Raw genomic sequence first — 20,089 nt, forward strand, 5'->3', positions numbered from 1 at the left:
TAGAAGGGCCGCTTCGCCCTTGCGCCGGCCGGCCCCCGTCGTTCATGGTCCGCCGCCATGAAACGCCGCCCCTCCCTCCCCCGACGGCCCGTACAGCCCGCGTTGCTGCTGGGGCCCTTGCTGCTGGCCCGGGGCGGCCAGGGCGACCGCTGGCGCGTCAGCGCCGTGATCGTCACGGACGGTGAGGATGAGCCGCCGGACCTAACGGTCGGGGGCGTGGGCCTGCCCGTGCCGCCCCGCTGGCTGGGCAAGCTGCCCCAAGGCACGGGCGCCGCCTGGCGCTACGACTTCGCCGTGCCCCGGGGCGCGCAGGACGGGCGTGCCGACTATGGCTTCCTGGACCTCGGCACGCCCTGGTCCTTCGCCGTGCCCGGCATGGCGGTACCGCCGCGCCTGGCGTTGGCGGATACCGCCGGCGAGACCGCGCCCGCCTCCTCCCCCTCTGGCCCCTCCCCCTCTGGTCCCTCCCCCTGGTCCGCCCTGCTGTCCCGCCACCGGGTGCAGCCCTTGCACCTGTTCGTCGTCAGCGGCCTTGTGGGCGGTCTGACGCCGGACGGCACCCTGGCCGGCCCCGCCCAGGCGGAGCGCCGCGCCCTGATGGCCAGCGTGCCCCACCTGGCGGCTTGGACGGGGCCAGGAGTGAAAGCGGCCAAGGCCGCCGGGTCCCGCGCCCTGCACCGCCTGCTTGCCCAAGGGCTGGGGGCGAAGGACAAGGCGGAGAACGCCTGGGCCGGCGCGAACGACCTGGTGCAGGGCCTGACGCTGAACCGCCTGGGCGTGCTGGCGCTGGATGCCGCCGCCGACCCGGATATGCTGGCGGAGCGGCTGGACCGGCTGCGCGGCTGCCGCGCGGCCTTGGTCCTGGCACGCGGCCCCCAGGCCCCCGTCACCGGCTGGCGCGCCCATCTGGCCCGCTTGCGTCCCGGCGGCGGCGGCGGCACCCTGGGGGCAGCGCTGGACCGCTTCCGCGATGCCGCCGCCATGGACGTCGTGCATCTGCGCCCCGGCGCGCCGCCAACGGCGGAGGAATCCTACCGCCTGCTGCCCACCCTGGCGACGGACGCCCGCTGGCTGGAGGCGCGGCTGGGCGCCCGGGGTCTGGAACTGACGATGCAGGAGGCGCGGCCGGCCGTGCCGCCGACAGGCGTTCCGGATAACGGCCCCAATACCGGCGGCGGCCGGTAGAAATCGCGGGCCACGCCTGCGCCCTTGCCGGTTGACCCCGGTGGCGCGCAGGGTCCAGCTTGGCGCCCGCGATAATCCACATCCACCAAACCCACCGCGTCAGGCATCCCCAGGACTTTCCGCCGCCGGGACCGCCTCACATGACGGAGTTCGCCATGGTCGGCGCCCTTGCCATGCTGGTGGTCTGCCAGCTCATCGGGGAAATCGTGGTGCATGGCCTGCATCTGCCCGTCCCCGGGCCCGTGCTGGGCCTGCTGCTGCTGGTCGCCTGGTTCGCCTGGCGCGGCGGCCCAACCCAGACCATGGGAACCACCGCCGACGTCATCCTCAGCAACCTGTCGCTGCTGTTCGTGCCGGCGGCCGTCGGCATCGTGCAGCATGGACAGCGTTTCCTGACCCAGGGGCCGGCCATCGTGACCGCCCTGTTCGCCAGCTCCATCCTGACCATCGCCGTCACGGCCTACGCCTTCCTGTGGGCGGACAAGCGCTTCGGCGGCAAGGGGGCCGCACCAGTGGACCCAGCCGCCCGCCCCGACCCTTTCGATACCGATACGAACAGCGGCGCCGGGGGTGCCCCATGATGAGCAAGAAGGGCCTGGGCGACATCTGGGTCTACCTGTCCGCCAGCCCGCTGCTGTGGCTGGCGGCGACCCTGGTGGCCTATCTGATCGGCGTGCGCATCTACACCCGCACCAACCGCAACCCCTTCGCCAACCCGGTGGCGCTGGCGGCCCTGTTCCTGGTCATCCTGCTGGTGATCACGGACACGCCCTACACCACCTATTTCAATGGCGCCCAGTTCATCCATTTCCTGCTGGGCCCGGCGACGGTGGCCTTGGCCGTGCCCCTGTGGCGCCACCGCGCCGACGTGCGCCGGGGCGCTTTGCCCCTGACCATCGCCATGGTGGCCGGCTCCGTCACGGCCGCCGCCTCGGCCGTCTTCGTCGCCCACGTGCTGGGGGCGGACAAGGAAACGGTGCTGTCACTGGCGCCCAAGTCGGTCACCACCCCCATCGCCATGGGCATTTCGGAGAGCATCGGCGGCATCCCCTCGCTGACCGCCGCCATGGTCATGGTGACCGGCATCATCGGCGCCGTGTTCGGCCCGCTGCTGTTGCGCTGGCTGAAGATACGCGACGACCGGGCCAAGGGCCTGTCCATGGGCATGGCGGCCCACGGCGTGGGCACCGCCATCTCCTACACCATGAGCCCGCTGGCTGGCAGTTTCGCCGGCATCGCCATGGCCCTGAACGGCCTGATCACCGCCCTGGCGGTCCCGCTGTTGCTGGCCTTGCTGCTCTGACCCTCAGGTTCCCTTCCGCAGGATGAACAGCAGGCCGTCCACCGGCCGCCCCTTCTCCCAGCGCGGCGCCACCGGCGCCAGATGTTCCACATCCAGGCCCGCCTCCTGGGCGGCGGCCAGCAGATGCTCCCGGGCATGGGCGTAGCGGCGGCTTTCCCGCAGGGCGTAGGGCCCCTCACCCGGCCAGCGTTCCACCGTGGCGGCGAAGCGGCCGCCGCGCTTCAGCGCCGCGGCCGCCGCCCGGAACACCGGCGCCAGGTCACCCAGGTAGACCAGCACGTCGGCCGCCACCACCAGATCCCAGGCGCCCGGCGCCTCCGCCAGGGCGCCCATCAGGTCGGCGTCCCACAACCGATCGTAGAGGCCGCGGGCGCGGGCGTGTTCCACCATGCGCGGCGACAGGTCGACGCCGGCCAGGAAGCGGGCCAGCGGCTTGACCTCCACACCCCCCAGGCCCGTGCCGCACCCGATGTCCAGAATGTCCAGCCCCGTCCCCACGCCCACCGTGTCCAGCGCCTGGCGCAGCAGCTGCGGCGCCTGATAGCGCAGCTTCTGCGTCAGGTCGGTGTCGAAACGGTCGGCGTAGCGATCGAACAACGCCTTCACATAGGTGGGCGTCAGGTCGGCCCCCCCGGCCGCTGTCGCGGCCTCCAGCGCCGCCAGCAGACGCGCGGCGCCGCCCGCATCCTCGGGATCCGCCTCCAACGCCTGACGCCAGCAGCGCGCCGCCTTGCCCCCCTCCGCCAGGGCGGCCCACGCCCGGCCTTGCAGCACCAGGGCGCCGGCGCGGGCGGGGTCGGCCGGATGGGCGTGGGCCAGCAGCGGCTCCAGCATCTCCGCCGCCGCCAGCGGGTCGCCGGCATCCACCAGCACCTGTCCCACCTCGGTAGCCCCGTCCAGGTCGTGGGGCGCCAGGAAACGGGCCTCGCGCGCATGGGCCAGGGCGGCCGCCGTCTCACCCCGCGCCAGTTGCAGCCGCGCGGCCAGACGATGGCCGGCGGCATCATCCGCGCGGCGGGCCAGGGCGGCCGACGCCAGGGCCCAGGCGTCTTCCGTGAGGCCGGCGTCGGCCAGGCACGCCGCCTGCTCCAGCGCCCACGACGCGCGCCCGGGTTCCGCGCCGGCGGCCACGGCGAATTGGGCGGCGGCCTCATGGAAGCGGCCTTGGCGGCGCAGCAGCGCCCCCAGCGCACCCCGGGCCTCGGCGGCTTCCGGCGCCAGAGACAAGGCCGCCGTCAGCGCCGCCTCCGCCCCGGCCTCGTCCCCGGCGTCCAGGGCGTCATAGGCCCGCGCCATCCGCTGTTCATAATCGGGAAAGCTGTCGGAGGTCATAGTTGGACTCGCACGTCACGGCACAGGCTAAGCGCCCCTTATGGCCCCTCCATTCCTGGGGGGCAACCCGCGCCGTCGCGCTATTTGTAGAGGGTTCCGCAGTTCACATGGGGGCAACATGACGCACGCTAAGGGCTTGGAATCCCGACCCGCATGGGGCATGGTGCCCCCGCTGACAGGGGCGCAGCGTGGCGCGGCTGCCACACTCCGGTCATATTTTTTATTGACCTGCTGCGTTTTGTCTGCAATTGCTATGCGGCCGTTGCATGGATATAGGCCTTACGGACAGACGGTAACGGTAGTTTGACCCATTCGGTTAGGGAGCGGTCACCGCACTGAGTATCGGTGATCTGATGGAATACCCCGCCCGCGAGCGGGATGTGCTTTGGGGAACCGGCACAGACGCCAGATGGATGTCGCGACGCGAGGTCGCCGACGCCAGTGACGATAGATGGAGGACTCTCATGCAGATCGCGCGCCGCCGGAGCGACGCCCTTCTAGGCCGGGAGTCCGAATCCGAGTCTTCAGGCATCCGTCGCTCCACCTCCCGCCTCTTCAAGACCGCCGTCGCCGGGCTGTTCGTCAGCTTGGGTTTGCTTGCCGCCGCCCCCGCCGCCCATGCCGCTTGCCTGGATCACATCCTGCAGGCCGAAAAGGAAGCCGGCGTGCCGTCCGGCCTATTGCTGGCCGTGGCCCTGGTGGAAAGCGGCCAGTCGATTTCGTCTGAGGCCTATGCCGTCAACGTGAAGGGCACCGCCCATTTCGTGTCGACGCCGACCGCCGCCGCCAAGTACCTGCGCGACCCCAAGGGCAACCTGCGCCAGGACGTGACCGCCGGCTGCATGCAGCTGTCGCTGTCCGATCACAAGGCGGCCTTCCACCCCGTGGAAAAGATCGTCGACCCTAAGGAAAACGTGCAATACGCGGCCCGTATGCTGGCCCGCCTGCGCGCCACGGCCGGCAGCTGGGCTGCCGCCGTCGCCCGCTACAACGGCGGCAGCGGCAAGACCGCCCATGCCTACGCCTGCAAGGTCCGCAGCAACCTGGTCAGCCTGAACTCCATCAACGCTTCCCTGATCGACAGCAACGGCTGCAGCGACGCGGAAAGCACGGCCGTTACCCCCCGCACCCGCCGTGCCTACCAGAGCGCCACGACCGAGCCGGTGGGCTGATGCCCCTTTCCGCTTGACCTGCCCCGTTTGATCCGCCGCTGAACAGGCCGCCCCACCGGGCGGCCTTTCGCTTTCCTGGGTCGCGGCCACGACGATTGCCGGTGCCGGCCCTTGCTGGCATGCTCCCGCCCCATGAACTACCGCCACGCCTTCCATGCCGGCAACCCGGCCGACGTCATGAAGCACGCCATCCTGGCGCTGCTGATGACCCGCCTAACCGCCAAGCCCACCCCCTTCGCCGTCCTGGACACCCATGCCGGCATCGGACGCTATGACCTGACCGGGGATGAGGCCAAGCGCACGGGTGAGGCCGCCCTGGGCATCCAGCGCCTGCTGCAGGCCGCCGAGGCGGGAACCCTGGGCGCCGCCGCGGCCGAGGCGCTGGCCCCCTACCTGGAGGCCGTACGCGCCGCCGCCGGCCAGCCCGCCGGCCCCGTCGGCAGCTATCCCGGTTCCCCCTGCCTGGCGCGCACCTTCCTGCGGGGGAACGACCGGCTGATCCTGGCTGAACTGCATCCGGAGGACGCGCAGACCTTGAAGGGTGTATTCCGGGGCGACCGCCAGGTGGCAGTGCACCACATGGACGGCTGGACGGCGTTGAAAGCCCATCTGCCGCCCAAGGAAAAGCGTGGCCTGGTCCTGATCGACCCGCCCTTCGAAGCGGCCGATGACTTCGACCGCCTGGTGGCCGGCTTGGCGCTGGCGCATGGCCGCTGGCCCACCGGCATCTACGCCCTGTGGTATCCCATCAAAGACCGCGCCGTGAGCTGGCGCCTGCACCAGCGGCTGGAGGACAGTGGCATACCGAAAATCCTGGCCGCCGAATTGACCTGGAACGATGACGCCCGCATGGACCGGCTGAACGGCTCCGGCATGATTCTGGTCAATCCGCCTTGGCAATTGAATGAAACTTTAGGGCAAATGCTGCCGGCCCTGCATGAGGCCCTTGGCTTCACCCAAGGTATCGCCCATGTTGAATGGGTCGCCGGCGAACATATTGCCTAAGGACATAGCCTTTCGGTTAGGTTCGCTGTGAGCGGCGTCAGTGGATACGACGGGGAAAGAGGATCCAGCGGATGGCGCAGAACGGTCAGCGGCCTTTCATGGCGGAAATTCAACGGCAGCGGCGGGCGCAGGACCAACCCGGCACCGTTGACGCCCTGTCGCTGTCGGCCACCACGCTGAATCCAGCCGCCCTGGCCCCGCTGACCCCGGCACAGGAAATCCGCCTGGACACGTCGGAGGTCATGGAAGCCATTCAGCACCTGGGCCAGAAGCTGGACCGGTTCCTGAACACCGACCACACCCAGATCGAGGCGATCCATGTGGAGATCGCCGACATCGCCGGGCGCATCAAGGCGACTAAGCTTGAAATGGCGGCCCTGCGCCATCCGTTGGCCAAGGACGACACCTTCATGGAGGCCAGCCAACAGCTGACCGCCGTCGTCGCCTCCACCGAAGCCGCCACCAACAGCATCATCCAGGCGGCCGAAGAGATCGACGACATCGCCAACGAAGTCCGCTCCCAGCTGCCGGAGGGTTACCAGAACTCCCGCCTCAAAGACCTGAACGAGGTAACGCTGCGCATTTTCGAGGCCTGCAACTTCCAGGACCTCACGGGTCAGCGAATCACCAAGGTCGTCCAGGCCCTGAGCTTCATCGAAGAGCGGGTGGAGGCCATGATGTCGCTTTGGAACTCCAAGGAGTTCGAGACCATGCCCCTGCCCCCCTCCATCCACAAGCATGACGAGGGCCTGGAACTGCACGGGCCCGTCAAGGATGGCGGCCAGACCATCTCCCAGGCGGACATCGACGCGCTTTTTGATTGACCCTCAGACGCCGGGCACCGGCATCCGCCGGCTTGGCTTGTCCTCGTTTTGCAGTCCGCTACGCTCCCCGCAAAACTCCGGCGGACGCAGTCGCGTCCTACATCGGCATGAGCCAAAACTCATGCCGGTGGTTGGGTTTATGGCCGCATTGCTTGTCGAGGCGGACCCCATAAACGGCAACAGGGGCCCGAGGGCCCCTGCACCGTGCACCGGTCCCCGGAGGGCCGGAACATGCCGTCGACTTAGTTGGTCAGCGCGCCGGCCATGAAGGCCATGCTGCCGAAGCCACTGCGCGCGGCGGCGACGGCCACCTGCGTGCGGTTCTTGGCCCCCAGTTTCTGCATCACCGCGCGCACATGAACCTTCACCGTGCCTTCCAGCACGCCCAGTTCGCGGGCGATTTCCTTGTTGGAGCAGCCGGCCAGGATCAGGCGGAAAATATCCTGCTGGCGCTCCGTCAGCCGGTCGGCCAAGGCGGCCTCACGGCCGGCCGGGGCCTGGCCCATGGCGGGCCCCGAGGCGCCGCGCACGCCCGCCAAGGCGGCGGTGAGCGCCTGGCGCGGCATGGCCACGTAATTCTCACCCGACAGGATCAGGGTCAGCGTGCGCTCCAGCACCTCGGTCGGGCCCGTCTTCAGCACATAGGCGCGGGCGCCGGCGCGAATGGAGGCGATGACCTCATCCCCCTCCTGCACGGCGGAGACCGCCACCACGGGCACGGAGCCCAGAGCGGACGTCAGCTGCGCGATAGCCTCGACCCGGCTGCCGGACAGGCTGTCCAGATCCAGCAGGACGAGATCGATCCCCGGCGCCGACATGGCCTGCGCCAGCGCTTCCTCCACGGTGCCGGCCTCTAGCGCCGACGCACCCGGGAACTGGGTGGTCAGCATCAGGGCGGCGCCGCGGCGCACCAGGGCCTGGCCATCCACGACGAGAAAAGTGCGGTGGCGGGGCGAAGCGCCCACGCCGGCAATTCCGTTTTCCAAACCATCCTCGGCTAGACTGCTGACAGTCCCGGGAAAACGCGCGGTCATGCTCATCATCTGAAACCCCACGTTCGAGTCCGGCCACTTCCGGCCCAGGCCATCCAAAACGCTTCATCCGGCATCGGGCCCCCGCGTCAGCGGGTCCCTGATGATCGCCCGACGGTTCCGGTACCTTTGGCCCCCGGACCGACACTTTCGATGAACGCGTGACCCTGACTGGTTAGCGACACCTTCGCCATTATGACCCTTCGAACACGGCCAAAATGGGGCAGCCTAACCTTTTTTCCCCGGGAACCCCATTTCCGCCGTGGTACCCCCTCGGCGGCTTCCGATTTCCCGGGTGGCCAAACGATCCACCTCACGATGTGACAGACTGTGACCCGTTTTCAGACATGCCGCAACAGAAACATGGCGTTCGGGGTCACTTTCCCATAGGATTGTCGCAATAGAACTGGCGATCTATTACCTGGCCATGGGGCAAATAGGGCGTTAACAGGTTAGCGTCGACATTTCACGAGTATCCACGACAATGTTAGTAAAATTTTTAATAAACAGTCTCCGGTGGGGGAGACCGCAATCACAATGGGGGAATAGGCAATGACAGGCCGCAGCGTTCTTCTGATCGACCAGGATCAGTTGTTCGGGGCGGCGCTGGGTACATTGCTGGGGGAAGATAGCTTCCAGCTGTTACCGCCCGTCCCTTCGGTTGAGGAAGCAATGAAGGTGCTGCGGGACATCGCGGCGCCCGATTTGATCATGGTCGACCCTTGGGGCATAGACCCGCCGCGCGTGGCCAGCGAGCTGCGGCGCCTGCGCGCGTCCGCCCCCCAAACCCGCATCGCGGTGCTGACCTCCGACACCAGTGATTCGGTGCTGAAGGCCAGCCTGTTCGCCGGCATGGACGGCCACCTGTCCAAATCATCCGGCGTTGCCACCCTGCGCGACGCGCTGGAACTGATCCTGGCCGGCGATGCCGTGTTCCCGCCGCGCGCCGCCGCGCTGGTGGCTCAGGCGCAGCAACCCCAGGGCCCCACGCCGGCCGATCTGGTGGCCGCCACCGCCGACCTGTCGCGGCGCGAGATTCAAATCCTGGGCTGCCTGCTGGCCGGGCAATCCAACAAATCCATCGCCCGGCGGCTGGAGATCACCGAGTCCACGGTGAAGATGCACTTCAAGAACGTGATGCGCAAAATCGGCGCGCAGAATCGCACCCAGGCCGCCGTCTGGGCCATCCAGCGCGGCATCGGTCCGTTGAGCTAAACGGATATCTCAGCCGACGCGGCCTCCAGCGCCAAAAGAAAAGGGGCGCCGCCCAGCCGGGTGGCGCCCCTTTCTTATTTTCACCGCCCGGTTCCGGCCCCTTGGCGGGAGCCTGGGGCCGGACATCCGGAAGGCGTCGTCTCTCATCCGACCGGGGAGCCGGGCCTGGGATTTGCCCAGGCCCGCTCACCGGTCCCCTGACCGGATCAGGGGAAAATGATGACGGCGCGACGGTTGGACGGCTCACGCACACCGTCCGCGGTCGGGACCAGCGGATCGGACTCGCCCTTGCCGTCGGTGGCGATGGAGGCGCCGACGCCCTTGGACGTCAGGTAAGCCTTCACAGCCTCGGCACGGCGCATGGAGAGCTTCAGGTTGTAGGCGTCCGAACCGGAGCGGTCGGTGTAGCCCGTCACGTTGATCTTCGTGATGTGGCCGGTGGCAGCGTCCTTGGCGGCGTTGTCCAGCACGGTCTTGGCATCAGCCGACAGGTCCGTCTTGTCCCAGTCGAAGAACACCGTGAAGTTCCGCGAAATGGACGGAGCCGGCGGCGGGGGCGGCGGGGGCGGCGGGGGCGGGGGAGCCGGCGGAGCCACGGTCGGAGTCGGCTTGGGCGCCGGGGCCGGCGGGGCGCCGAAGGTGTAGCGCAGGCCGACCAGGACCGAGTGGTTCTGATAGCCGGCCTTGAACTTCGGAGCGTTCGACGGCTCGTAGGTGGTGTCCGGCGTACCCATGAACCGGTAGCCGACGGTGAAGTCCAGGTTGTCGCTCAGCGCGTAGGCGACGCCGGCGGCCAGCTGGTAGGTGAAGGCGGTCGTGGAGGTCTCCACCGACAGGCCCGGCGTGTACAGGTCGCCCACGCCGTCGAACTTGTAGCGGCCGAAACCGATACCGGCGCCGACATACGGACGCAGCGGGCTGTCGACGTTGAACTCGTAATAGGTGACGGCCATGAAGGTCAGGGCGGTCAGGTCGCCGGCACCGCCGGCGCGGCCCGGGCCGCCACCGGTGATGTCGCCGACGGTGCTGCCACCGTAGCCGATTTCCGCACCGACGCGGACGCCGTTGCCGAACTTGTAGCCACCTTCGACCAGGCCGGTGGGCGAGGTCGTGAAGTCGGCCTTGTCGGTGTAGACCGGGCCCTTCAGGTCGGTCTTGTCAGCCCAGTTCACACCGGCCTGGGCACCGAGGTAGTAGCCCTCGTTGGTCTGGGCCAGCGCGGTGGCCGGCAGACCGAGCGCGAACACCGCGCACAGTAATGAATGACGGAGTTTCATTCGTCGTTTCTCCTCCTTCTGACCGAGGGGTACGTCTCCCCAAAGGAACCCTCGGTTGAATTAAGACTACCCTTCGCGCCAGGACGTGGCGCCTTTGATTGTCCCGCCGAACGGCAGGGTTAGACAACGTCCTGAGTTAATTCAATCCTTCAACACCGAACGGGGAGCAACCCAGCCTTGTGAGCTACGCCGTTCGGCCCGTCAGGACATGCCGTTAATCGGATGGAAATGAGGTGAAACTGAGGCAGGGATTTTCAAGGGCCGCGGTTTGCATAAGTAGCGGAGGCCCTATCCGCCATTCGCATATTGCACGGTCCTAGGGCTTTAGTTAGCCCCAATGTCATTCGCGACCGTAAAATGCCGATTCTGCCGCAGCGCGGGCCGCCGCCGCATCGGTGAAGACTTGCCCGTCGAGGGCTTGGGCGCGCATGTGGACGGCGTGGAACGCCATGCCGTCGGGATGCACCGTCACCAGCCCGACTGCTTCCTCGTCGATTTCAATGACATATGCCGTCGGATCGGGCAGCGCCGAACCCGTGGGGCGGGTGGGGCGTGCGACTTTCGTCCCTTGGTCATGGGTGGACGAAAATTCAATAGGCTCACCACCAGCGGGCATAATATCCAGAGCCTCGTGGAGAGCTATTCTATTGGGCATAACCCATTCTCCTTTCATCAGGCGCGCCTCGCGGGAAGGGCGCCGACTTGCGGAGTGGATTAAACAATCCCCGGCATTACGATTTCCACCACGCTTATGGGCATAGCGTTACTTTGTCACCAGCCCTTCGTCATCCCCCGCGTGGGCTGGCCCCTAGGCCCACACCCGGAAATTCGGGCATGGGCCTTATGACCTGTGGCGCTGACCTTAGTGCGACGCGCCGCTGGCCGCACCGGCAGCATCCTTGGCGGCGGCGGCGGTAGGGGTCGCAACCGCGGGCGTGGGGCCGGTGATGCGGTCGCTGGCCGTCGCGGCGGCCATGACCGGCGGCGGCAGGTCGCAGCGCGGCAGTTCCGACACGCGGACGACGGCGTCGTTGGTGACGGTCTTCACCACGTCGGCATCGTTCATCAACTCGGCCTGGGCCAGCATGTCGGCATGCTGGGCGCAGTAGATGTCGGTGGAAACGGCCGCTATGTGCTGCGACATCTCATTGGCCAGGTGTGTGCGCAAGGTGTCCAGCGCGCGGTTGGGGTTGCCCTTGGCCGTCTTGCGGTAACGGGCGATCAGCGCGTCTTCCCACGCGATGATCTGCGTCTTGTGCGCCAGAGTGAATTTCTTGTAGCGCACGTAGAGGCCTTCGTAATTGCCGCCCAGCTGCTGGCAGGTCAGGCCGATCACCATCAGGCGGGTGTGGTAGCGGATGGCCTGCTCGGCATCGAACTCCGCCGGGGAATAGCAGGGGCCGGACACCTTGGCCGCCTTGGGGGAGGTCTTGGCCGCCTTATCCGGTGCGGCCTGCTTGGATGCCGCCTTGGACGCCGCGGCCTTCTTGGCCGGCGTCGTCTTGTCGGCGGCGAAGGCCGGCGCGCCTACGGCGGCGGCCAGCACAAGGGACAGGAGGGGGGCGGCGAGCAAACGGGCACGCGTCATGGCGCGGGTATCCATATCAGTATCGGAACGATCGGCATCGTGGCGGCGGCGCGGCACATCCCCATGAAGACATCCCCCAATGCCGGTCAAAGGCCTGGGGGAACGCCCGCGATCAGGCCCCCGCATCCACCACATCTTGTACTTTTAGCCCCGCATGCCCACCATGAGCAAGAGTCGGGCGCGACCTAGCCCATAAGGGCGGGGTCCGGGGCATGACGACTCCACAAAAATGAGGAAACGCCATGGCCCGTATCGGCATCGACCTGGGCGGGACGAAGATCGAAGGATTGGCTTTGGGTGACCAGGGGGAAGAGCTGGCCCGCCGCCGCATTCCCGCCCCCCGCGACGATTACGCCGCCACCCTCGCCGCTGTGGCCGGGCTGGTCGCCTGGCTGGACGCCGAGATCGGGGCACCAGGCCCCGCCAGCGTGGGCGTGGGCATACCCGGCGTGCTGTCCCCCCTCACCGGCCTGGTGAAGAACGCCAATTCCACCTGGCTGAACGGCCATGCGCTGGATCAGGACTTGGCGGCGGCCATCGGCCGGCCCGTGCGGTTGCAGAACGACGCCAACTGCCTGGCCCTGTCAGAGGCCGCCGATGGGGCGGGCGCCGGCTGTCCCACCGTCTTCGCCGCCATCCTGGGCACCGGCTGCGGCGGAGGCGTGGTGGTGGACGGGCGCATCGTCACAGGGCGGCACGCCGCCGCGGGCGAATGGGGCCATAGCCCCCTGCCCTGGCCGCGATCGCCGGAAGCGCCCGGCATGGAAGATGAGCGGCCGGGCCCCGCCTGCTACTGCGGCCGCCGGGGATGCCTGGAAACCTGGCTCTCCGGCCCCGGGCTGGCCGACGACCACGCCCGCGCCACCGGCCGCGTCCTGCCGGCGGTGGAGGTGGCCGCCCTGGCCGCGGCCGGCGACGGCACAGCGCAGGCGGCCCTGGACCGCCATGTCGACCGGCTGGCGCGCGGGCTGGCCGGCGTGGTCAATCTATTGGATCCGGACGTCATCGTCCTGGGCGGCGGCCTGTCCAACATGGCCCATCTTTACGAACGCCTGCCGCGGCGGCTGGCGGCCTGGTGTTTCTCTCCCGATGTCGCCACGCCCATCCGCCCGGCGCGCCACGGCGACTCCAGCGGCGTGCGCGGCGCCGCCTGGCTCTGGCCCATTCAGCGCTAACCGTTTCAGCCGGCGGCCCGTCTTGGTAAGCCCGTCTTGGGAGATGGCGGTCAGGCCTGGCGGCGGGCCCAGATGAGGGTGCCGGCCGCTATCGCGAACAACAACAGGGCGACCACGGCCGCCCAAAGCGCGGGCGAGGCCAGGATCAACACGGCGCCGATGATCACCTGCGCCGCCGCCGCCATGTGCCACCGGGCCCGGGGCGTGATGCGAACGGACACCGGCGCGGACGCGGCCGGCGCCTCCCGGGCCGAGCCCGGCGCGCGGGCGGCCTGCCTGCGGCTGCCGCCTTGACGGACGGATGCGGCGGAACGGGGGGGTGGGGATCGCTTGGCCATGGATCATGGGCATAGCAGCGCCACCCTTAGACGGCAAGGCGGGCCGGACAGGGGGCCTGAGTCGCGGACGGAATGGGCGTCAAGGAAGACGGGGGTGGCGGCGCACCAGATCCCCCGGCGCCGAAACGCCCGGGGATGCTGGCCTTCCGGGTGAGCCGCCCCCCATTCCGCCTAGGCCGGGGGCCTGCCGACACCGCCGTTGGCACGGCCATCCGGGGGGCTGGCGGCGAGTCGGTGAATGAGGTTTTTAAAAAAGAGCGATGACGATGGAATCAGCGCTTGCAGTCCAAGGATTTTCTTTTAAATAAAGGTCAGGACTTGGGTGTCACCGGCCAGCCCTGGCGGACATTCGCAACGGCGACCCGGCACTTCAGTTCAACCGGATTTTCATAAACCTTGCGTCGTCGCCCATCGGGCGTGGCCCCGTGTGGCGGTGCGTCGGTGTCCTAGTCTTTGCTTAAAAAGACGTCGGAATACTTAGGGGTTTTGAATATCGCTTTTAAAAGGTGTGGTCCGTCGTTGTAAAAGAACGACGGCGACATCAGGGGTGCCGCCACGGCGGGCTTTGGCCCGTGTCGACGGCGCGCCTTGCACACACCCGTCCGTGACCGCCGGGTCAGCCCCCCATCGTTCGGCTGCCGGCCTTTTGATGATGTGTGACAGACATGACCCAAGAGCCCCTGTGGCAGCCTAGCGATATCCAGAACCAGGAAGGCGTGGAGAAGGAAGCCGACGGCGACGCCCCCAAGCGGCGCGGCCGCATTCCGCAGTCGGCTTGGCCGTCCATTCTGGAACGGTATCGCGCCGGCGCCACGCTGTCGGCGATCGCCCGCGAATTCGACTGCACGCCCAGCGCCATTTCCTACATCGTGCGCAAGGCCGAGACGGCGCAGCCCGGTGAAGGCGGGGACGCCCCTCTGCCGACCGCCCCTCTGCCGACCGCCCCCGTGCCGACCGCGGAAGCGGCGCCCGCGCCCAAGCCCGCCCGCGCGCCCAAGGCGGAGGCGCCTGCCGCCCCCGCCCTGCCGCTGGAGCAGCCGGTGGTGACCGAGACGCCTGCGGCGCCCCAGGCGGCCCCCGCCCCGGTGGAAGCGGCGCCCGCCGCCGCCGAGCAGCCGCAACGCGCCCCGCGCGCCGCCGGCGAGCGCGGCCCCCGTGGCGAACGCCCCATTCGTTCGCAAGAGGGCCGTTCGCAAGAGGGCCGTTCGCACGAAGGTCGTTCCCAGGAGGGCCGCGAAGGCCGTCCGGAGCGTGAACCCCGGGCCGACCGCGCCGAGGGTGACCAGCCCCGGGGCGACCGGTTCGGTGACCGTCCACAGCGGGGCGAGCGTCGCACCCTGACCGGCGCGGCCGTGGCGAACGCCGCCCAGGAACGCAGCCAGCCGCCGGCCGTCAGCCAGGGCCAGCGTCCCTATGGCGATCGCCAGGGCAACCGCGCCCCGGTCGATACCGACAGCATGGACCAGTTGCTGGACCGCCCCTACAACAGCGACCGTCCGGTGGGTTCGGAATATCCCTACCGCCAGCAGCAGCGCAATGCCGCCCGCCTGGAGGCTGCCGAGACGCCGACGGAACCCGCCGACCAGCGCATGACCGCGGCCGCGCAGCGCAGCGCCGAGGCCTATACCGCCTGGAAGGCCAATCCCGAGGGTGGCATGCAGGGTCTGACCGACGCGCTGCATGAGCTGCGCAAGGTGATCGCCCGCATGGAGATCGAGATGTCGGCCAGCCGCAAGGAAGAACATGCGGCCCGGCCCATCCCCATCCCCTATCACCGGGCTCAGCGCCGCTGAACCATCGCGTGCATGGCTGGGGCCAGCGTCCCGGCTTTCAGCGTCCACCGGTACCGATTATGAAAACGCCCCGCCCGAGGAGACTCGGGCGGGGCATTCGCATTCGGGCCGCCCACCCCGAAGGTGGGGGTGCGGAAAGGAAGGACGGCGTCAGCCGCCCATGGTGGCGCCCAGGACCAACACGGCGCCGTAGAGGGTGGCGAACAGGCTGGCCAGCGCCAGGAAGTCACGCACCAGGCGCCCGCCATTGGCACCCGCCCGGCCCAGGGCGCGACGGCCCAGCAGCGTGGATTTCGGGGCGAAGCCGACACCGTGCATCGTGTCATGGACCGCAATGTACGCCATTCACCCCTCCACCGTTTGTCTATCCGGGGCCGGCGTTTCCTGACGCCCGGCCGTTCATGGACTTAGTGTTGCCAGAACGTTCCGGGAACCACAAGCGGAAATGTTCTCATCATGTTCCTTTTTTGGACTCGCGATGAGAACATGCAATCCCTGGGGCCTGGACCGTGTCCCAGCCCCCAGGGATGGAATCAGCGGCCGGCGGCCGCGAACGCCTGCTCATACCGTTCCGGCTTGAAGCCGGCCATGAGCGTGCCGTCCAGGTCCAGAATCGGGCGCTTGATCATGGAGGGTTGGGCCGCCATCAGGGCCACCGCCTTGGCGGCGTCGAGGTCCTGGCGGTCGGCGTCGGGCAGCGCGCGGAAGGTGGTGCCCGCACGGTTCAACACCGTTTCCCAACCCAGCGCGGCGCACCATGCCTGCAGCCGCGCCGCGTCTATGCCCACCGCCTTATAGTCATGGAAGGCGTACTCAATGCCGCGCTGGGCCAGCCAGTCGCGGGCCTTCTTCATGGTGTCGCAGTTCTTGATGCCATAGAGGGTGATGGCCACGGCGGCTGATCCTTCGTTCAATGCGGAATGGAACGTTCTTCGAGGCCGACGCGCCTCATGCCAGCACCGGCGCGCCGGATGCGAACCAGGCGCGGCTGATACGGCCGGCCAGCACCTCATAGATGCCGATGACCTCCACCGTGCCTGGCCCGTCGGCGAAGGTGCGGGTCACCACCTCATGGTCCACGACGGTCGCGCCCACCGCCACGCGATGCAACAGGCGGCCGTGCAGGTTGGGCTCCCGGAAGCGGACGACGTGGCGCGCCCGGATCTCATCCGCCCCGCTGGCCAGCAGCGTGTCGGGATGCTGGTAGATGCGGGCATCCAACGCCCAGTAGGCCATGAAGCTGTCGATATCCTTGGCGTTGTAAGCGCGCAACTGGCCGTCCACCACCTGCTCGGGCGTCAGGGTCGGAAGCGGCGCGGGCGGGATCATGGCGACATTCCTCAAGAAGGATGGGATCATCCTTATCCGGCATGACGCCATCCGTCCGTCGCCCGTATTCGGCATGCCCCCTATTCCCCGCCCCGAAAGCGGCGACACACCCCCCCTTGGCGCCACCAGCCTGGCAAGGCCCGGAAAAGCGGACCCGGGGCTCAAGGCCCCTGCGACCCGCCCGCCGCGGTTCCGCCGCCCACGCTGACCCGGCCCACCACGCGCGTGCCATCCTCACCCGGCTTCAGCTCGATCTGCATCACCTGCGCCTGTTCCGTCGGACGCTGGTAGTTGCGGTAGAGGTGGGCACGCACGGTGATGGGCCCGTTGGGATTAAGGCGGTCGGTGCGATAGATGTTGGCGCTGATGGTGTATTCGCCGCCGGGCGCCCGGCGCAGCAGATACTCCTCCGGCCCATAGCCCTGGGTCATGTCGCGCGACAGCCGGCCGCCGATGGCGGTGCGGGGATGGCTGTAGATGGCGCGTTCGCCCGAGGGCTCATCCACCCACAAATCCATGTCCGTGGCGTCCACGTTCCACTCCAGGACCACGCGCAGGTCCACGTCCAGCTTGTCGCGCAGGCGGGCATCCAGCGGGATGTCGCGCACGCCCAGCTTCTCCAGGCGCGGCAGGATGCGGTTGGCCTCCATCAGGGCCACCATCTCGATGCCGGTGTAGGCGGGATCCCAAGTGCGGGTGATGACCTCGTTCAGCAGGCGCATGGCCCGTTCGTAGTCCGCGCGCACCGACGCCGCCGGGGCGCCGCGCTTGGCCGCCCGTTCCGCGCGTTCGATAAGCGCCAGGGCCAGGCTGCGCCGGGGCTGGGGCCGGTCGCCATCCAAGTACAGCACCTTCTCATACAGCCAGATGGCGCGGGCCTCCTGCCCAAAGCGCATCAGGTCGTCGGCCACGATGATCAGCGTGCCGGTGTCGGCGCTGGGCAATTCCAGGGCGCTCAGCGCCATGGACGCGGCCTCGGCGGCCTTGCCGTTGCGGAACAACAGCTCCGCCACGTCCAGGTAGAAGGCCGGCAGGCTGCCGTACCGGGCGGCCTGGGCGGTGACCGCCGCCCGGAACTCATCGGCGTCCGCCAGGTGCTCCTTGATCTCGCGGATATAGGGGCGGTTGGGATCCCAGGGCGCCACCTCGATGGCGCCACCGCCGTCGCCGTCGCCGTCGCCGGCGTGGCCCTGCGTCCGGGACCCCGTGACGACGACCTGGTCGGCCGCGCGGCCACCGACCGGCGCCACGGGCGCGGACCGGACTGACGACGTCGACGCGATAGCGGGTGGCGGCGGGGTTTCCATATTGACCTCCACCGGCGGCGCGAAGGCGGGTGGGCGCACCGCCTGCGGCGGCGGGGGTGGCGCCGCGATGGGGGCTGGCGGCGGCGCCACCACCGGCGGCTTGGCCGTCATGACCACCGGCGGCGGCGCGGGCGCCGGCATGGGCATGGGCGGCGGCACTGGCCGAACCGTGGCGCTGTTCGTGACGACTTGCGTCGGTGGGGGTGGAAGGGCCGGCGGCGGCGGGGGCTTGCGGCCGGCCCACCAATCCTTCTGCTCCTGCCAGGCGGAGACCACCTGGCCCAGACGGTTGGCGGCGGCGATGTCCTTGATCTGCTGGGCGCGGGCCCGCGCGGCAGCGAACTGGTTCTGCAGGTCCTTGCCCAGGCTGTCGGGCGGGGCGATGTCGGCATCGATATAGTCTTGCAGCCGCTCCAGCACCAGGAAGACGGCGCCGCCGCCGGCGACGCTGTAGCGCCGGGCGAAGCCCACGGCCGCCTTCTGATCCGGCCGATCGGACGCCGTCATCTCCGCCACGCGGTCGGCGGCCCACAGGGCGCCCAGGGCGTCGTCCGCCGCCGTTGGCAAATCGTCCAGGTCGAAGGACAGGGCGTGCCCGTCGGCCAGCGTCACCTTGACGGCGCCCAGCGACGGTGGGGCACGACCGACGACGCGCACCCAATCGGGTGCCGCCGGCAGCACCGTGAAGTCCAGCGCCGTGCCGTCCGCCGCCTTCAGGTCGATGGCGCGGCTGGCCGGGCTGGTCAGGCGCGCCAGCGCCGCGTCCACGCCGCGCGCCCGCAGGTCCAGATGCTCCCCACCCGATTTGCGGGCCAGCGCCGCCAGGAAACCGTGGTCGGCATCGGCGCCGCTGGACAGGGTGAACAGCGGGCAATTCACCCGTTCCGCCTGGTAGGCGTCCAGGGTCACCCGCCCGTCGGAGAAGAACAGGCAGGCGTCGGCAGGCGCCGGCGCCGCCTTCAGCACCCCTTGCAGGGACGTGGCGCCGCCGTAGCTCACGGCCCGCAGGGCGCCCACCGCCTCATCCGCCACCGTGGCGCCGCCAAAGGACAGCACGCGCGGCGTGTCGTCGGCGAACAGCACCACGTCCACCGCCTTCGGGCCCACCGCCGCCAGATAACGCTGCAACAGCTCCAGCTCCGCCGGTGCCGTCTCCTGCCGCGACAGCGACCGGTCCCAGTAGACGCGCACGCGGCCGGTGGGCTTGGCGCCGCCATCGCCGCCGGTGGGTACGGCGGCATTGATCTCAAAGAAGGTGTCGCCGCTGTGATGCCGGGTCAGCACCACCGGGGCCACCGGCGGCATGCCGCCGATGGTGAGGGCGCCGCCCAGGGTGACGCCGTTGGCGTTCGCCCGCGCCTCCAACCCGCCCGTGCCGGGGGCCCAGCGCAGGTCCAGCCCGTCCGGTCCCGCCAGGGCCGGCGGGGCGGCGGCATCCACATCGATGACCAGCAGGTTGACCTTGGCCACCGGGTCCAGGGTCACCAACGGCAGGGTGTAGGGCTGGTCCGTGCCGATAGGGGTGGCGAACTCAACCCGCACGGTGCGGCCCCGGTTGGGGAAGATGGGAAAGACGTGGGTGCGGAAGGCGTTGTCGCGCGTCACCTCCGCCAGGCCGGGATCGACGCCGCGCCGCACCTGCTTTTGATAGGCCAGCGTGGCGGCGCGCTTGGCCACCAGCACGCCGTCGGCCATCTGGCCGTTCACGTCCAGCGCATAGCCGGTGACGACGGAACCCGCCGGCAGGTCCAGGGTGAAGTCGCCCTCCACCGCCGCCGTGGTGGGGTTGGCGAAGGTGGCCGACAGCGTGGTGCGCGCCACCCCGCCGATGATCTTCACCGTGATGTCCAGGCTGCCGATGGTCAGCGCATGGGTGGGCTGGGCACCCCCCGGCGCCATGTAATTGCGCGCCACCAATTCGGGGCTGTAAGTGCGGGCCGCCGCCGGTGCGGCCCCGCCGGTGCGCGCCCAGAACAACAGGCCCAGGAAGATCGCCAGCGTCAGCAGCACCCAGACCGCACGCCCCATACCCCAGCGCCTGATCAGCCTGTCGCGCATTCCACCCCCCATTTAATGCAATACTGTAACGGTCCCGCGCCCCGCCGCGCAAGATCGCCACCCCGGGCTTGCGCCTCGGGATTGTGAACAGGATTGTCAGGATCATGCGCGCCGGAATGTGGCAGGCTTAAGACTCCTTTCGCCCCCTCGTTGAAAA

General features: G+C 69.1%; 19 protein-coding genes. 9 read left to right on the forward strand and 10 right to left on the reverse strand.

The features are described 5' to 3' along the window. Positions 1–57 precede the first annotated feature (57 nt). The 3 genes from UAJ10_RS18945 to UAJ10_RS18955 all read left to right on the forward strand — a co-directional run bounded on the left by UAJ10_RS18945 (position 58) and on the right by UAJ10_RS18955 (position 2,488). Entirely contained in the window at positions 58–1,185 is a 1,128-nt protein-coding gene (locus UAJ10_RS18945) for a hypothetical protein (RefSeq protein ID WP_322916752.1), read from the forward strand. A 140-nt stretch (positions 1,186–1,325) separates the two neighbouring features. Then, positions 1,326–1,766, forward strand: a complete 441-nt coding sequence (locus UAJ10_RS18950) for a CidA/LrgA family protein (protein ID WP_322916753.1) — start codon at positions 1,326–1,328, stop codon at positions 1,764–1,766. Further along, on the forward strand, positions 1,763–2,488 hold the full coding sequence (locus tag UAJ10_RS18955; RefSeq protein ID WP_322916754.1) for an LrgB family protein: 726 nt from the start codon (positions 1,763–1,765) through the stop codon (positions 2,486–2,488). Before UAJ10_RS18950 ends, UAJ10_RS18955 begins: the two co-directional genes overlap by 4 nt. A gap of 3 nt (positions 2,489–2,491) precedes the next feature. Here UAJ10_RS18955 and UAJ10_RS18960 read toward each other — a convergent pair whose 3' ends face one another. Next, on the reverse strand, positions 2,492–3,820 hold the full coding sequence (locus UAJ10_RS18960; RefSeq protein ID WP_322916755.1) for a methyltransferase: 1,329 nt from the start codon (positions 3,818–3,820) through the stop codon (positions 2,492–2,494). A 464-nt stretch (positions 3,821–4,284) separates the two neighbouring features. On the opposite strand from UAJ10_RS18960, the gene UAJ10_RS18965 reads away from it, so the two are divergent. The 3 genes from UAJ10_RS18965 (at position 4,285) to UAJ10_RS18975 (ending at position 6,821) form a co-directional block, all read left to right on the forward strand. After that, a complete protein-coding gene (locus UAJ10_RS18965; protein ID WP_322916756.1) occupies positions 4,285–4,992 on the forward strand; it encodes a transglycosylase SLT domain-containing protein in 708 nt (235 codons plus the stop codon). Between the two features lie 132 nt (positions 4,993–5,124). Next, entirely contained in the window at positions 5,125–5,997 is an 873-nt protein-coding gene (locus UAJ10_RS18970; protein WP_322916757.1) for a 23S rRNA (adenine(2030)-N(6))-methyltransferase RlmJ, read from the forward strand. 71 nt (positions 5,998–6,068) lie between these two features. Next, positions 6,069–6,821: a protein phosphatase CheZ gene (locus UAJ10_RS18975; protein WP_145609633.1), complete on the forward strand. Its 753-nt coding sequence runs from the start codon at positions 6,069–6,071 to the stop codon at positions 6,819–6,821. 242 nt (positions 6,822–7,063) lie between these two features. Here UAJ10_RS18975 and UAJ10_RS18980 read toward each other — a convergent pair whose 3' ends face one another. Beyond that, on the reverse strand, positions 7,064–7,786 hold the full coding sequence (locus UAJ10_RS18980) for a response regulator transcription factor (RefSeq protein WP_322916758.1): 723 nt from the start codon (positions 7,784–7,786) through the stop codon (positions 7,064–7,066). A 618-nt stretch (positions 7,787–8,404) separates the two neighbouring features. On the opposite strand from UAJ10_RS18980, the gene UAJ10_RS18985 reads away from it, so the two are divergent. Further along, a complete protein-coding gene (locus UAJ10_RS18985; RefSeq protein WP_004272649.1) occupies positions 8,405–9,067 on the forward strand; it encodes a LuxR C-terminal-related transcriptional regulator in 663 nt (220 codons plus the stop codon). Positions 9,068–9,273: 206 nt separating this feature from the next. Here UAJ10_RS18985 and UAJ10_RS18990 read toward each other — a convergent pair whose 3' ends face one another. The 3 genes from UAJ10_RS18990 to UAJ10_RS19000 form a co-directional block, all read right to left on the reverse strand. Continuing rightward, positions 9,274–10,344, reverse strand: a complete 1,071-nt coding sequence (locus UAJ10_RS18990) for an OmpA family protein (RefSeq protein ID WP_145609635.1) — start codon at positions 10,342–10,344, stop codon at positions 9,274–9,276. 340 nt (positions 10,345–10,684) lie between these two features. Further along, positions 10,685–10,999 carry a hypothetical protein gene (locus UAJ10_RS18995; RefSeq protein WP_322916759.1) on the reverse strand — a complete coding sequence of 105 codons (315 nt, stop codon included), beginning with the start codon at positions 10,997–10,999 and terminating at the stop codon, positions 10,685–10,687. A 207-nt stretch (positions 11,000–11,206) separates the two neighbouring features. Further along, positions 11,207–11,932, reverse strand: coding sequence for a hypothetical protein (locus tag UAJ10_RS19000; protein ID WP_322916760.1), 726 nt, complete (start codon positions 11,930–11,932; stop codon positions 11,207–11,209). Between the two features lie 242 nt (positions 11,933–12,174). Here UAJ10_RS19000 and UAJ10_RS19005 point away from each other — a divergent pair, with 242 nt between their 5' ends. Next, entirely contained in the window at positions 12,175–13,107 is a 933-nt protein-coding gene (locus UAJ10_RS19005) for an ROK family protein (RefSeq protein ID WP_322916761.1), read from the forward strand. 50 nt (positions 13,108–13,157) lie between these two features. Here the strand turns inward: UAJ10_RS19005 and UAJ10_RS19010 are convergent, their stop codons facing one another. After that, complete coding sequence (locus UAJ10_RS19010; protein WP_322916762.1) at positions 13,158–13,328, reverse strand: hypothetical protein; 171 nt, start codon at positions 13,326–13,328, stop codon at positions 13,158–13,160. Between the two features lie 782 nt (positions 13,329–14,110). Between UAJ10_RS19010 and UAJ10_RS19015 the strand changes: the two genes are divergently transcribed. Continuing rightward, positions 14,111–15,238: a hypothetical protein gene (locus tag UAJ10_RS19015; RefSeq protein WP_322916763.1), complete on the forward strand. Its 1,128-nt coding sequence runs from the start codon at positions 14,111–14,113 to the stop codon at positions 15,236–15,238. 150 nt (positions 15,239–15,388) lie between these two features. On the opposite strand, the gene UAJ10_RS19020 is transcribed toward UAJ10_RS19015, so the two are convergent. From UAJ10_RS19020 to UAJ10_RS19035, 4 genes are all read right to left on the reverse strand, one after another. Further along, on the reverse strand, positions 15,389–15,583 hold the full coding sequence (locus tag UAJ10_RS19020) for a hypothetical protein (protein WP_322916764.1): 195 nt from the start codon (positions 15,581–15,583) through the stop codon (positions 15,389–15,391). Positions 15,584–15,771: 188 nt separating this feature from the next. Next, positions 15,772–16,131, reverse strand: a complete 360-nt coding sequence (locus UAJ10_RS19025; protein WP_322916765.1) for an ArsC family reductase — start codon at positions 16,129–16,131, stop codon at positions 15,772–15,774. A 55-nt stretch (positions 16,132–16,186) separates the two neighbouring features. Next, positions 16,187–16,567: a nuclear transport factor 2 family protein gene (locus UAJ10_RS19030; RefSeq protein ID WP_322916766.1), complete on the reverse strand. Its 381-nt coding sequence runs from the start codon at positions 16,565–16,567 to the stop codon at positions 16,187–16,189. Positions 16,568–16,728: 161 nt separating this feature from the next. After that, positions 16,729–19,902 (reverse strand): VIT domain-containing protein, encoded by a 3,174-nt coding sequence (locus UAJ10_RS19035; RefSeq protein ID WP_322916767.1) that lies wholly within the window; start codon positions 19,900–19,902, stop codon positions 16,729–16,731. Positions 19,903–20,089 lie beyond the last annotated feature (187 nt).

This window comes from Nitrospirillum guaranorum (assembly GCF_034653275.1).
Lineage (GTDB): Bacteria > Pseudomonadota > Alphaproteobacteria > Azospirillales > Azospirillaceae > Nitrospirillum.

Bases quoted from the DNA above. Each gene is read 5' to 3' on its own strand.
- UAJ10_RS19000 (WP_322916760.1), bottom strand. From the start codon at position 11,932: ATGACGCGTGCCCGTTTGCTCGCCGCCCCCCTCCTGTCCCTTGTGCTG.
- UAJ10_RS18955 (WP_322916754.1), top strand. From the start codon at position 1,763: ATGATGAGCAAGAAGGGCCTGGGCGACATCTGGGTCTACCTGTCCGCC.
- UAJ10_RS19020 (WP_322916764.1), bottom strand. From the start codon at position 15,583: ATGGCGTACATTGCGGTCCATGACACGATGCACGGTGTCGGCTTCGCC.
- UAJ10_RS18970 (WP_322916757.1), top strand. From the start codon at position 5,125: ATGAACTACCGCCACGCCTTCCATGCCGGCAACCCGGCCGACGTCATG.
- UAJ10_RS18960 (WP_322916755.1), bottom strand. From the start codon at position 3,820: ATGACCTCCGACAGCTTTCCCGATTATGAACAGCGGATGGCGCGGGCC.
- UAJ10_RS19005 (WP_322916761.1), top strand. From the start codon at position 12,175: ATGGCCCGTATCGGCATCGACCTGGGCGGGACGAAGATCGAAGGATTG.
- UAJ10_RS19030 (WP_322916766.1), bottom strand. From the start codon at position 16,567: ATGATCCCGCCCGCGCCGCTTCCGACCCTGACGCCCGAGCAGGTGGTG.
- UAJ10_RS19015 (WP_322916763.1), top strand. From the start codon at position 14,111: ATGACCCAAGAGCCCCTGTGGCAGCCTAGCGATATCCAGAACCAGGAA.
- UAJ10_RS18950 (WP_322916753.1), top strand. From the start codon at position 1,326: ATGACGGAGTTCGCCATGGTCGGCGCCCTTGCCATGCTGGTGGTCTGC.
- UAJ10_RS19035 (WP_322916767.1), bottom strand. From the start codon at position 19,902: ATGGGGCGTGCGGTCTGGGTGCTGCTGACGCTGGCGATCTTCCTGGGC.
- UAJ10_RS18965 (WP_322916756.1), top strand. From the start codon at position 4,285: ATGCAGATCGCGCGCCGCCGGAGCGACGCCCTTCTAGGCCGGGAGTCC.
- UAJ10_RS18945 (WP_322916752.1), top strand. From the start codon at position 58: ATGAAACGCCGCCCCTCCCTCCCCCGACGGCCCGTACAGCCCGCGTTG.
- UAJ10_RS18985 (WP_004272649.1), top strand. From the start codon at position 8,405: ATGACAGGCCGCAGCGTTCTTCTGATCGACCAGGATCAGTTGTTCGGG.
- UAJ10_RS18975 (WP_145609633.1), top strand. From the start codon at position 6,069: ATGGCGCAGAACGGTCAGCGGCCTTTCATGGCGGAAATTCAACGGCAG.
- UAJ10_RS18990 (WP_145609635.1), bottom strand. From the start codon at position 10,344: ATGAAACTCCGTCATTCATTACTGTGCGCGGTGTTCGCGCTCGGTCTG.
- UAJ10_RS18995 (WP_322916759.1), bottom strand. From the start codon at position 10,999: ATGCCCAATAGAATAGCTCTCCACGAGGCTCTGGATATTATGCCCGCT.